The 13,190-nt window shown below is 30.5% G+C and carries 10 protein-coding genes and 2 tRNA genes; 1 reads left to right on the forward strand and 11 read right to left on the reverse strand.

The window, feature by feature from the left end; genetic code table 11:
* Nucleotides 1-14: 14 nt before the first annotated feature.
* Together AB6T46_RS04485 and AB6T46_RS04490 are read right to left on the reverse strand one after the other, a co-directional pair.
* Nucleotides 15-88: transfer RNA gene (locus tag AB6T46_RS04485), tRNA-Gly, on the reverse strand.
* Nucleotides 89-111: 23 nt separating this feature from the next.
* Nucleotides 112-195, reverse strand: a tRNA-Tyr gene (locus AB6T46_RS04490).
* Nucleotides 196-376: 181 nt separating this feature from the next.
* Between AB6T46_RS04490 and rlmB the strand changes: the two genes are divergently transcribed.
* Complete coding sequence (gene rlmB, locus AB6T46_RS04495) at nucleotides 377-1,213, forward strand: 23S rRNA (guanosine(2251)-2'-O)-methyltransferase RlmB (RefSeq protein WP_370930959.1); 837 nt, start codon at nucleotides 377-379, stop codon at nucleotides 1,211-1,213.
* Here the strand turns inward: rlmB and AB6T46_RS04500 are convergent.
* The 9 genes from AB6T46_RS04500 to AB6T46_RS04540 form a co-directional block, all read right to left on the reverse strand.
* Nucleotides 1,170-1,853 carry a rhomboid family intramembrane serine protease gene (locus AB6T46_RS04500; RefSeq protein ID WP_370930960.1) on the reverse strand — a complete coding sequence of 228 codons (684 nt, stop codon included), beginning with the start codon at nucleotides 1,851-1,853 and terminating at the stop codon, nucleotides 1,170-1,172. The genes rlmB and AB6T46_RS04500 overlap by 44 nt on opposite strands.
* 30 nt (nucleotides 1,854-1,883) lie before the next feature.
* Nucleotides 1,884-2,483: a DUF2155 domain-containing protein gene (locus AB6T46_RS04505; protein WP_370930961.1), complete on the reverse strand. Its 600-nt coding sequence runs from the start codon at nucleotides 2,481-2,483 to the stop codon at nucleotides 1,884-1,886.
* A gap of 73 nt (nucleotides 2,484-2,556) precedes the next feature.
* On the reverse strand, nucleotides 2,557-2,955 hold the full coding sequence (locus AB6T46_RS04510) for an NADH:ubiquinone oxidoreductase subunit NDUFA12 (protein WP_370930962.1): 399 nt from the start codon (nucleotides 2,953-2,955) through the stop codon (nucleotides 2,557-2,559).
* Between the two features lie 27 nt (nucleotides 2,956-2,982).
* Nucleotides 2,983-4,479 carry an Asp-tRNA(Asn)/Glu-tRNA(Gln) amidotransferase subunit GatB gene (gatB, locus tag AB6T46_RS04515; RefSeq protein ID WP_370930963.1) on the reverse strand — a complete coding sequence of 499 codons (1,497 nt, stop codon included), beginning with the start codon at nucleotides 4,477-4,479 and terminating at the stop codon, nucleotides 2,983-2,985.
* Nucleotides 4,480-4,539: 60 nt separating this feature from the next.
* Nucleotides 4,540-5,943, reverse strand: coding sequence for a trigger factor (gene tig / locus AB6T46_RS04520; RefSeq protein ID WP_370930964.1), 1,404 nt, complete (start codon nucleotides 5,941-5,943; stop codon nucleotides 4,540-4,542).
* Between the two features lie 561 nt (nucleotides 5,944-6,504).
* Entirely contained in the window at nucleotides 6,505-7,716 is a 1,212-nt protein-coding gene (gene gltS / locus AB6T46_RS04525) for a sodium/glutamate symporter (RefSeq protein ID WP_370930965.1), read from the reverse strand.
* Nucleotides 7,717-8,287: 571 nt separating this feature from the next.
* On the reverse strand, nucleotides 8,288-9,466 hold the full coding sequence (locus AB6T46_RS04530; RefSeq protein WP_370930966.1) for an MFS transporter: 1,179 nt from the start codon (nucleotides 9,464-9,466) through the stop codon (nucleotides 8,288-8,290).
* A complete protein-coding gene (locus AB6T46_RS04535; protein WP_370930967.1) occupies nucleotides 9,459-10,430 on the reverse strand; it encodes an acetyl-CoA carboxylase biotin carboxylase subunit family protein in 972 nt (323 codons plus the stop codon). The genes AB6T46_RS04530 and AB6T46_RS04535 overlap by 8 nt, the downstream gene beginning before the upstream one ends.
* A 252-nt stretch (nucleotides 10,431-10,682) precedes the next feature.
* Entirely contained in the window at nucleotides 10,683-12,467 is a 1,785-nt protein-coding gene (locus AB6T46_RS04540) for an MFS transporter (RefSeq protein ID WP_370930968.1), read from the reverse strand.
* Nucleotides 12,468-13,190: the final 723 nt, after the last annotated feature.

The following is a 13,190-nucleotide window of genomic DNA, read 5'->3' on the forward strand; positions in this document are numbered from 1 at the left end:
ATCATAGGATAAAATGGAGCGGGTAGCGGGAATCGAACCCGCATATTTAGCTTGGAAGGCTACTGCTCTACCATTGAGCTATACCCGCAACAATAACTAATTCTCTACAAATGGTGGAGGGAGTTGGATTTGAACCAACGTAGCATACGCAACGGATTTACAGTCCGTCCCCTTTAACCACTCGGGCATCCCTCCATATAGAGATCTACGATTAGTATTTATCGATAGTATTTTATGGATACCCACAAATTTCACCTCGATAAGCTACTTTATGCCTATATTCTTTTACTATGTCAATAGTTTATCGTGTATATAATAAATATCTTTTATTTTATAACCATTCAATTATAAGTTTTCAACAGAAGGATTTTTTTTTATGTCATCAGACGCTAAAAACTCTCATTTCGCGCGATTAAGAAGACAATTTCGTGATCAACAAACTCGAATCAAAAACCATAATCATAAAAAAATCTGCCATGATAGTCAGCTAAAAGATAATGAAATTTGGTTATATGGATTACACACTGTAGAATATGCTTTAAAAAACCCTAACAGAAAAATAATAGAATTATTATTAACTAAAAATGCTGAAAATAAAATAAAAGAAAAAATAGATCTCAACAACATTGATTATAAAAATATATCTATCAACGAAATAAATAAATACGTCGGTGAACAAGCTGTCCATCAAGGTGTATTAATGAAAACCTTACCATTAAAACCAATGGAATTAAATAAATGTAAAAATAATGATTTAATTCTTCTCTTAGATCAAATTACAGACCCACATAATGTAGGCGCTATTATTAGATCGGCCGTAGCTTTAAAAGTAGATAGTATAATAACCACTCATAAACACAGTGCACATGAATCGGCTGTGTTAGCTAAATCAGCCTCAGGTGCTTTAGAATTAATTAATTATGTAACTGTTAAAAATCTTTCTCAAGCTATATTAGAGTTAAAAGAAGCAGGATTCTTTATTATTGGATTAGATTCTGAAGGAGAACAATCTATTGAAGAAATAATAGAAGGAAATAAAATAGCTCTAGTATTAGGTTCAGAAGGTAAAGGACTGAGACATAAAACCAAACTCAACGTTTCTAAGTTAGCAAAATTAGAAATGCCAGGAGAAATAAAATCATTAAATGTTTCAAATGCTGCAGCTTTGTCTATTTATATAACCCGGAATTACTTAAATAGAAAGTTAACTTAATAAAAAACTTGATAGTAAAAAAACCAAATATAAAACCTATTAAATGTACATCTGTGGCTATATTATTAAAACCATCAAAAATTGAAAAAAATAAATAAGATACATTCAATAACAACCAAATTACAATGAAAGACATTACTATTTTGTTATATCTAACTTCTTTTAATGATAAATATTTATTATTAAAATCTAAAGTGTGTCTTTCATTAATAAAGAAACCATAACGAGCTGCACCGCCTACAACGGCTGAAAGCACACCTGATGCGCCGACTAGAGGAATAAAGCTATAAGGTATTAAATAATAATGTCCTAAGGCACAGACAACAGAACTTATCAACCAAAATATAACAAAAGTTATCGAACCTAGTTTCTTTGCCAAAATACTACCAAACGATAGTAATATGCCTAAATTTAAAAATAGATGAAGCCAACTAGAATGTATAAAAGAATAACTAACCGCAGTAAAAAAGCTATTTAAAGAAAAAATTACCGGCACGAACCCAAAATAATAAAAAAATATATATTTATTAGTAATAAAATATTGATAAATTAAAAATATTATCAGTAATGATAAAGCAAAAAACTTAATCACATTAGAAATTAAAAATAAACTTTTGTTAGTATAATGATAATTTTTCATAGAGCTAAACACTCATATCAACTAATAATATTACGATTCATCTATATTTTGACATTTTTTTAACCAAACATCATAAACGGCATGATCAACAGCATTTATTCCTGGACTATTCGCAAACATCCAACCAGAGAATAGCGATTTAACTTCATTATCTAGAGTTATCACTTTTATAGAGACAAAAGCGTCTGTTATATCTGGCTCAGTAGGAGCGCTAGTATAACAAACTTTTGGCGTCACCTGCAAAGAACCAAATTGATAAGTTTGTCCTATAGGTACAGAAAAGATTTTTACATTACCGCTAATTTTATCTAAACCATAAAATTGCGCCCTTGTATTTTTAATACGTTGTACTGGAGCATAATAATTATCACTCCATGGTAAAATGACCTCTTCTTCATATCCTTCATCTAGATCTTGCTCAGGAGTAAGTTCATCTAACATTAAAAAATCACTATTTTCTAAATCAGAATTATTATTTATTGCTTCAGTAGGAGCTAACAAACTACGATTCAGATCTAAAGATTCTCGTTCTTTTACATTCGATGAACGCTCTTTTACGTCAACATACTCAGCTTCGCTTACACTAGTAGCCCGCACCAACGATAAACTACAAACAGAAAATATAATCATCAATTTGGATATTATAAAAATTAATTTTGTGCATCTTTTCATATTTATGCAAATATCCTATTAATTTGTAAAGTTATTTACTTTTATCAGCTGGAGGAATCCACGGCTGATAACTCTTATCCTCACTAACAGCCTTCCCTGTTACACCATTAGGACGATAAGCCAAAAGAGTTGAAGTCAGATTAGGCACATGTGGCTTTTGCCAATCATACGGCTGATAAACTTCTTCAGATGGAGCTATATCAACGCGATAATGCAACCATCCATGCCATCCTGGAGGAACCAAACTAGCCTCTGATAAACAGCAATATATTACCCAACGCTTAGGGCGACCATCTATATTTTTTGAACCCTGATAATATTTATTACCAAATTCATCTACTCCTACAAATTTTCCTTTACGCCAAGTAAAAAAATCAGTTCCAAGAGTAGATCCATTCCACCAAGTAAAAATTTTCTTTAACCAATTCATATTATTACTCTAGTTAAAATACAATTATCATAAGTCCAATTTTTTTTGCACCAATTCATTAACAGCTTGCGGATTTGCCTTTCCTGCAGTAGCCTTCATTACCTGACCAACAAACCATCCAACTAAGGCTGGTTTTTTAGCTAATTGAGCAACTTTATCTGGATTGTTAGCTATAACTTCCTCAACAACTTTTTCAATTTCTCCAAGGTCAGTTACCTGCTTCATTCCTCTTTCTTCCACTATTTGCTTCGGTGATCCACCTTCTTGCCAAATAATTTCAAAAAGATCTTTAGCTATTTTATTAGAAATAATTCCTTCCTGTATTAGGTCAATTATCTCTCCTAACTGCACAGTTGATATAGGTATATTTTCTAAAGTCAAATTATGACGATTCATTGCCCCTAATAAATCATTGATTATCCAATTAGCAACTAACTTACTATCTCTGTTAATTACAACTTGCTCAAAATAATCAACTATCGCTTTTTCAGTAACCAATATAGCAGAATCATAAGCAGATAGACCATAATCTTGCATAAATCTCTTACGTTTCTCATCAGGCAATTCTGGTAAGGATTTTCTAATATTTTCTACATATTCTTCTGTCAACTGCAACGGCAATAAATCAGGATCAGGAAAATAACGATAATCGTGGGCTTCTTCTTTAGATCTCATAGATCTAGTTTCACCTTTAACAGGATCAAATAATCTTGTCTCTTGCTGAACAATTTTACCATCTTCTAATAAGGCTATCTGGCGTCTGGCTTCAGTTTCAATTGCCTGACCTACAAAGCGAATAGAATTAACATTTTTTATTTCACATCTTGTACCAAATGGCGCTCCTGGTCGTCTAACGGATACATTAACATCAGCACGCAATGATCCCTCATCCATATTTCCATCACATGTACCTAGATATTTTAATAAATTTCTTAATTTAGTTAGATAAGCCTTAGCTTCCTCTGCTGATCTTATATCTGGTCTAGAAACTATTTCCATTAATGCAACACCAGATCTATTAAGATCTACATATGACATAGTTGGATGTTGATCATGCAACAATTTTCCTGCATCTTGTTCTAAATGCAATCTTTCTATACCAATTACTACATCTTCAAATTCACCTTTAGCATCTGGACCTACAGAAACTAATAAATTACCCTCTCCTACTATAGGATAGAAAAATTGTGAGATTTGATATCCTGAAGGTAAATCAGGATAAAAATAATTTTTTCTATCAAATACTGAATATAAGTTAATTTTAGCACATAAACCTAATCCGGTTTTAATAGCCTGCTCAACACAATATTCATTCAATGACGGCAACATACCTGGCATAGCAGCATCTACTAAAGAAACATTAGCATTAGGCTCAGAACCAAAATCAGTACTCGCCCCTGAAAATAATTTAGAAGCAGATTTTATCTGGGCATGAACTTCCATACCTACCACTATTTCCCAGTCACCAGTGGCGCCTGGGATTAAATTCTTTTTATTTGTATCTCTTGTCTCGACTATTGTCATTATTTTACCAATTTATAATTATATTCTTACTATATCTTAAATATAGCAAGAATATATCTACTAGTTACTACTTTTTGCAGTCTTTTTTACAGTCTTCTTTTTCGCTGGCTTATTTTTTTTATCATTATCCATGGAAAGCTGCATTAACTCTTCTTTGGATACAACTTTATCAGTCACCTTTATTTGAGACAATAAATGATCAATGACTTTCTCTTCAAAAACAGGAGCTTTTAACATATCAATCATTTGTGGATTAGATTGATAAAGTTTATATATTTCTTGCTCTTGACCAGGATATTGACGTAACTGATCATATAAGGCACGTTGCAACTCTTCTTCTGTTACTTCAATATTACCTACTCTACCATATTCAGACAACACTAGACCTAAACGCACACGGCGCTCTGCTAAACGTCTATATTCTGATTTTTCTTGATCTTCGTTTAGATTTTCACTCTCAAAAGTTTGGTTATTATGTTTCATTTCCTCTTGAACTTTAGCCCAAATATTTTGAAACTCACCTTCAACTAATTCTTCTGGAAGAGTAAAAGTATAAATTTCATCTAAAGCATCTAAAATATTCTTTTTAACTTTTTGACGTGTAAAACTGCCATAATAACTTTCTATTTGTCTCTGGACAGCTTCTCTTAATTTATCTAAATTTTCTAATCCTAATTTTTGCGCTGCTTCATCACTAAGTACTACAGGGGCTGCTGATTGCACTTCATGTATTTCAACATCAAAAGTGGCTTTTTTACCAGCCAAATTTTCAGCATGATAATTTTCTGGAAAAGTCACTTCAATAGTATTTTTATCTCCAGCCTTCATGCCCAGTAGTTTATCTTCAAAACCAGGAATAAAACTATTAGAGCCTAATATTAAATGTGCATTCTCTGCGGCGCCACCTTCAAAAGGCTTATCATCTAATTTACCAAGGTAATTAAACTTCAATCTATCACCTGTTTCTGCAGCACCTTCTTTGACTGTAAAGTCACGTGTATTCTCTAAAGTTTTTAAAATTTGCTCTTCTATTTCTTCTTTTGTCAGTTCTATCATTTCTCTTTCGACAGAAATAGTCTGAACATTTGAAATATCTATTTCTGGCAGGACTTCATACGCAAGACTAAATACTAAATCTGCCTTACCAGCGATAATATTATCTATTTCTTTTTTATCCTCAGTAAGTTCAACTTTAGGTGTAACAGCAGGACGCTCGCCTCTTTCTTCCAAAATAGAATGACTAGCTTTAGTTATGGAATCATTTATTAATTCGGCCATAACTGAGGTACCATACATTTTTTTAATATGTAAAATAGGAACGTGCCCTCGACGAAACCCCTTCAAATCTGCGGTACGACTTAATTCTTGAAATTTTTCTTTAGCTTTTTCTGCTAGTTCATCAACTTTCACAGTAACTTGAATTTTGCGTTTTAAGCCATCTTTTAAAGTTTCGGTAAATTGCATTATAATTTTCACTTCTTTAAGATTATCGACAATATATTAATTGCTAATTGAGACTATTATAAAAAATTCGCCTCACCAGAATATCTATTTATTTATCAGATATTCTCACTTAAAACAAGTTAGTTTTTATTCATTAATAAAAAAAGCCAACTCTGACAAACTTTATAGATATATTAACGAAGCAAATTAAAAATTTATTTAAATACAATTAATCAGGACATAAAAAAATCTTTACAGATACTAATCCTATCTCAAAGATAATAATATATCTCAAAAATTTTTAATATACACCATACTCATATTGTTGCTATTCATTAAATAATTATAAAAATTCAGTAAGTTATTTAAATATTTTTCTACAAACTTACAAGATAACTAATATTCTATCTCATCCTCCATAAATTTTAATAGAATTAATATAAATTATTTTTTAATATTAAATTTATAACAAAAACTAGTAGATCACTATACCGCAAAAATTTAGCCCCTTTCTATACCCCTCCAAAGGTTAAAATTTTCATAAATTAACATTAATTACTTATTATCTATAAAATATTATTATTAAGCTAAATATACTATTATCCAAGATAAGAACGGCACACCAACAATATCAATTAAAATTGATCCTGTAATAGGAACAATACGGAAAGCTTTAACAGAAAGAGCCTTATATTGTTCACATACACTAGTCATATTAGCCACCGCATTTGGCTGGGCTCCAAACCCATGACCGATTAAACCCGAGCACATAACCGCGGCATCATAATTTTTCCCTAATAACCGAAAAACAACAAAAACTGTTAAAGATACCAGGAATATCACTTGAACTAACCAAATGACTAATAAAGGTAAAGCAACTGCTTTCAGTTCCCATATTTTTAATGTCAACATTGCCATAGTTAGAAATAGACCTAATGCAGAATTAGAGATTAACTCTAAAGAAGGCTGATCTAATTTAACTACGTTAAAATAATCATTCAGATTACGAAAAATTATAGCAACAATCATACCGGCGGAATAATTTGGAAGACGAAAACCAGGAATTAAAGCTTCAATCCAAATAATAAGATAAATAGAAACAACCATTATTCCTAACACCACAGCTAACATTTTTATGAACGAATCCAAAGAAACGCCTTCAAGCGTTTTTAAAATAGATTTTTTATCTATTTTTTTCTCATCAATCAGAGCATCAACTTTAATAGGAACCTTATGCCTATTAATCAAATAACTAGCAACTGGACCACCTAACAGACCGCCGACAAATAGACCAAAAGTAGCAGTTGCAATAGCCACAACGACAGCTCTTTCATGTCCATATTCAGCCGCAAGAGTGCCAAAGGCGGCGGCACCCCCATGTCCCCCTGTTAAAGATACTCCCCCTGTCATAATCCCTAATATAGGATCTAATCCTAACATAGTTGCTAAAGATAAACCTAAGTAAGTTTGTGATACTACTAAAAACCAACAAATACCTAAATACACTAGTAATAAACGACCACCTGATCTAAGTAAACGAAAACTACCCCCTAAACCAATAAGAATAAAGAATGCGACCATTAGATAGGGCTGTAATATATTATTAAAGCTTATATCTAACAAGCCAGTTTCATTACCTATCCAAAAAAGAATACTAGCTATAAAACCACCGGCTACCGGTGCTGGAATACAAAAACGTTGCAACCAAGATGATCGCCTTTTTAAGTGTACACCTAATAATAAACATAAAGATGCCAGAAATAATGTTTCTAGTGAATTTAATTGTACAACCATAGATCTCTTCCTTTATTAATTAATATCATAACTATAACCAGTAATTACGACATACATTGTACGGTCTTGCTATACAAACTTTTAGCGCTAACGCATTATATACCTCTCCAAAATTAGCATAACATTTTAGAATATTACATTATATCTAAATAAAATATAAGCATAATTATTCATATAGCTAATATACTTAATTAGAGATAAATTTATCTCTACAGATTAGCTATTACATTGAGCGTAATAATTTATGAAAATTACGAGTAAAAAATATTTATAATATTACCTTAGGACTAGAGCTTATAATAACAGCTATTATCATAAGCCTTAATCATAACTATTAATATTCAATATAGAAAAGCTGAGCAATTAGATTTTATTCACATCAATAATAATATTGAACTATTTTTATCAATATATTAACAAGCTATAGATGATGACGCTAATCAAACCACCAAATAACTAATATTTTCTATATAAGTCATAAGTTCTTGTATTTTCAGTTTTATCGATAATCATTAACTCAAATCTATTAAATTAATCATCATAAACCATAGGTATATGATCTGCTATTGATTCAATATACTTTACTTATTTTAGCAGTTAATATAGGTTGAAAATAACATAACAGTGCAATAGTGAAAGATAATATAGATAACCATTCCCAAACGCTGAATCCTAAAAGCCCATTATTATATATAAAATTACCAAAATAGCTCCCAAAAAGCCCGCCAAAAGCTCCTGCAAGACTTGTAATACCAAAAGCCGTAGCTACCATATCTGACCTAATATTTGTACATTCAAAATCTAAACGAATTTGTGAAATAATCTGAGCAAATGAAAATAAAATTACAGCTAACAAAATCATACTATAATAATTGGTAAAACTGATTATTAAAAAACAAAACATATATAATATAAATATTAGAATAAATGGCAGCTTACTAGACTGATTGCAGGCCCATGTAGAAACAAGAGACTGGAAAAAAATAACTATAGCAGCATTTATTATAAAAATAAAACTTACTAAGCTAGTGCCAAAGGACTGGCTTACTTTTATAGGGATAGTAACCTCTAATTGAATATATAAAGACGTCACTATAAATGTAAATAATGCTACAGATAACATTGACTTATTTTTAAGTAATAAGAAAATCTGTCCTAAAGAAAGTGCCTGATTTGTATAACCATTTAAAGGTGGTTTAAGTTTACAATTTAAAAAAGTAAATAGTAAAAAGCTTACACCTACAATTGTGAATAGAATGGCTGGAGAAAAAGAAAATATCGCCATACCCGCCACGGGACCAACAGCACCTCCAATATTAGCAAATATAGTTCTTGTTGCTAAAACATCTATTTTTTCATCATCTGAAACAGTTTTAACAAGAAAAGACTTAGCTGCTGGTACATATATACTACTGCCCAAAGATATCAATATACAACATATAAGTAGCAAGTAAAAATCACATACATGCCCTAGTAACAAATAACCTGGTATTCTGACCAATAGTCCAAATATCATGGTACCTTTAACATGCAGATAATCAGACATAATACCGCCAAAAAATGAACCAGCACGTTGACACCAGAAAGCAATTCCAAGTATTAATCCTATCTGCGCAGAAGTTAACGTATTAATTTGCTGTAGATAAATAGCTAAAAATGGTACCACCATATACATGGTGATATTAATTAATAAAGTTGTCAATAGAACAAGTTTGATACTACTATGATAACGAAAAAACCTTTTAAACATCAGCAGAATCCATTAAAATTTCCAACTTATTCGCTTCTGCTAGAACATTCAGAAGCGCTATTTCGCTTGAGTCTGCATGAGTTAATAAAACACCAACCATTGTACCTTGATCAATGATATTGTTAATAAGCTTATGCTCATACGCGATAGGATAAATGTGGGGTTTTTCTTTGTTGATATACTTCGATATTATTTTACTAAAAAGACCGGCATTCTTAGCATATATATTTACTAGGCCGATATTGGTCATAGGTCTAAGTTTTAAATCAAATACCTCTGGTTTTCTCCCTAGAGCTATTTCTATAATCTCTTTATAAAAGTTATAATTAAAAGATTGATAAAGAGCCTCGCCTATTTGCCATCCACCAAGACGAGGTTTTACTTCGACAACTTCAAATCCATTGGCTGTTACAATAAAATCAGTATAAGCATATCCATCTTTATAGGATACCGCATTTAGTATTTTCGCTATCCAATCTTCAACACCATTAAGTTCTTTACAATTAGTGTTAATTTGTAACGAAAAGGCTAACTCCATAAATAAAGGCATATCACTTAACACAAGATTAGTTACAGCCAATGTTTTAACATTGCCATTAAAGCTTATAGTTTCTAAACGGAATAAAGTTCCTTGTATATAGGTTTCTATTAATACTTCTTTTAATAAATCTTGCCGGCTTATATCAGATAAAATCTTTTCAAATATAGTAGCATTCTCTGCTAACCATACATTTTTGGAGCCAGTACAACATGGATCTTTGATAATAACAGGATAAATTAAATCTTGCAGAATGGTTTGCTTTTTTGTATCAAAAATACAAAAGCTAGTTTTAGTTAAACCTGGCGACGATGTTTTATTGTTTGAAAGAGCTAAAATAACCACCCTATCTAGCTCAGTTTTATTTATAAATAACTTTTGAAATAATTCTCCCGAAGTGCCACAACATTGCCCTTGGTAACTCATCCCCATATGCCACCCATTATTTATTTCAAACTTATTCTATCAAACTCAGATAAATTTGTATATTAGATTATTTAGATCAACAAACAATTATCACCCATTCACTTCAACGGCTTGGTTTCTCATATTAGAAGAAAACTAACTCTTAACCTATATATTGCTAAAGCTTTTCTACTCACCTCAATATGTAACAAGTTTTTAGACCAATTACACCAAATTTCACACATTTATGAACGTTCATTACATAATATTAAATTACTGTCGATCATATTCAGCCAGCAATTGAGTATATTTTTCTACCAAATCAAGTATAAATTTACTTTTCAATAAGCGTAAATTTTCTATTTTATTACCAATAAATTCAACTATCAATTTTATAGCTTGTGGTTCTGAAATATTTAATAAATCTGCTACATAACTAACTCTGCTACACTTAGATAAATGTAACGAAGGACTAGTAAAAAAGGTAAGCACATCAAATTCTCTTGGCTTATTTTCACATAAGTCCCAATCCACCACAAAAAAATCACCTGTTTTAGTTACCATGATATTATCAGCATGCAAATCTCCATGTGATAACGTTACCTCTTGCTTATTTCTTTCTTCAAATATCTTAACAAATTTTATAATAATATTTTTCTGAGATTCCGAATCTAACTCGCTTAAAACTTTACCTTTTATAAATTCCCACTCAATTTTATCATGGTCAATTTTTAATAATTTAGGACTAGGATATAAAGAATTAACGTAAGTTTTATTAATTAAATTATTATTGATATAATTAACAGCAGGATATTTTTGAATATACTTAAAGTATTGATATTCTCTATGTAAATAATGAAACTTACCTGACTGTGAGTTCTTACGGCTGACTTCTTTTATCTCTTCTCTAAAGCTATATAATATTATCATCGCTAAAACAAAAATCATAGCAAGAAAAATAGCTAAATATAAATTAGAGACCTGAAAACCTACAGAAAAATAACCGTATAGAAAACTAAAAATAAACAAAACTAAATAAGTAAAAATAGAACAAATAGATAATATAGTAGCAACAGCATTAACACTGCTTAACGAATCTATTAAAATAGCTGAAAAATAAGCCCGATAAGCGGCTTTAAAAATAGACAATACTAAAAAGCCGATCAGCAAAGCAACTGACGATACAAAAGACATGAGTCCAAAAGCGATAACAGCAATTAGTCCAATTACAAAAGTAGGAAATAATGGATTATTAAAATTAACAAAATAACTTTTAAAAAAATTATTCGAGTAGGCAGAAACTATATTTCCCAGAATAAATAAAATAGCAACCATAATTGATGCTGAAAAAGGTATTAGTTCTGCCATAGCTATTGAAACGACCCTATTATTTACCATAACAGCAAAACCAGAAATAGCTAATAAAAATATTATAGTTAATCGATAAAAACTCAATAACTCTTTACCGCTATGAATTAATAACTTTAATGGATTTGTCGCTTGCTTTGCGGTTAATTCTTTTGTTGCACAGGACAATTTATGAAAAATAAATATAGCTAACAACAATGAAATAATTTGAAAAATTATAGGTAAATTTGGATGAATATAATAAAGTACACCGCCCAGTAAAATTAATATACTAGTTACATAATAAGTAAAAGCCGCAATAGAAGCTTTCACTGAAAAAAGATCACTATCTTTTGGCAATATAGACAACAATAAGCTATCCTCAGCGCCAGAAAAACAATTAGCTGAAACAGTAATTAATAATAAATAACAGATATAAGCCGTTTGTCCAGGTAATACTAGCAAAGCTATAAAAGAAAATAAAAATATAGTTAAGCCAATGTATATAAGCTTTTTATTGCCGTATTTATCTGCCAAGACACCTAACGGAATTTCTAAGAACAAAGGTAACAGAAAAAAATAACTACCGAGCAAAATTATATCCGCTTCAGAAAGCATCAAAGACTGAGATAAAAATAGAGGTAAAACAGCCACAATTAATGCTGTAGATTTAGCAACTGAATAAATTTTAAAATATTTAATATTATCCACAAAATACCTTGCCACTATAATTCTTATAAACAAATACCGCCGTTATGGAAAATACCCCAGTTTACTGCTCAAGCTATATATTCAGAGTTATTTATTCCCACAAATGACTTTAAATAAAACATAAAATAATCTCACCATTGCAACTCATACCATTCATGAAAGTGTAAACGGATAAATTGCTTAGAACACAATATAATTAAGCATTATTAAATAATACTTAATTATAGTCAACATTATAGTTTAAAACATTCTTACAATCTTACGAGATTATTTTGTCATCAAAAGGTTAATTTAAATATTCACTAAAGATGAATTCTGCTCATAGAATTTCTCCAAGGAGAGGTAAACAAATTATATAAAGATTTAATCTTATATCATTGTCATATTTGGAAAAACTTACCAAAGAAAAATATATTAATGGGTTAAAACTAATAAAATTACTATCCCGTCCCTTTTAATCGAATGAATTAATTCAATTTGATGAATAAAACCGATTATAAGTACACAAGATAAAGTAAACACTACTAAATAAGGATAAACACCTAATCCAAAAGTTACCTACAGGAAAATACAATTTTTAGGAGAGAGTAATTAAAAAGTTGGTGCGGATGGCGGGCGATTTACCACCTTTTTTAATGTGATTCGTACCCTTACAAACACATAGTAAAAGCCTTGCTTTTCTAGGGATTCAATGATAGTTTTAAATTTCAAATTCATAAGATG

The organism is Bartonella sp. DGB1 (assembly GCF_041345015.1).
Classification (GTDB): Bacteria; Pseudomonadota; Alphaproteobacteria; order Rhizobiales; family Rhizobiaceae; genus DGB1.

Coding starts and splice junctions, on each gene's coding strand:
- rlmB (WP_370930959.1), top strand. CDS start 377: ATGTCATCAGACGCTAAAAACTCTCATTTCGCGCGATTAAGAAGACAA.
- AB6T46_RS04500 (WP_370930960.1), bottom strand. CDS start 1,853: ATGAAAAATTATCATTATACTAACAAAAGTTTATTTTTAATTTCTAAT.
- AB6T46_RS04505 (WP_370930961.1), bottom strand. CDS start 2,483: ATGATTATATTTTCTGTTTGTAGTTTATCGTTGGTGCGGGCTACTAGT.
- AB6T46_RS04510 (WP_370930962.1), bottom strand. CDS start 2,955: ATGAATTGGTTAAAGAAAATTTTTACTTGGTGGAATGGATCTACTCTT.
- gatB (WP_370930963.1), bottom strand. CDS start 4,479: ATGACAATAGTCGAGACAAGAGATACAAATAAAAAGAATTTAATCCCA.
- tig (WP_370930964.1), bottom strand. CDS start 5,943: ATGCAATTTACCGAAACTTTAAAAGATGGCTTAAAACGCAAAATTCAA.
- gltS (WP_370930965.1), bottom strand. CDS start 7,716: ATGGTTGTACAATTAAATTCACTAGAAACATTATTTCTGGCATCTTTA.
- AB6T46_RS04530 (WP_370930966.1), bottom strand. CDS start 9,466: ATGTTTAAAAGGTTTTTTCGTTATCATAGTAGTATCAAACTTGTTCTA.
- AB6T46_RS04535 (WP_370930967.1), bottom strand. CDS start 10,430: ATGAGTTACCAAGGGCAATGTTGTGGCACTTCGGGAGAATTATTTCAA.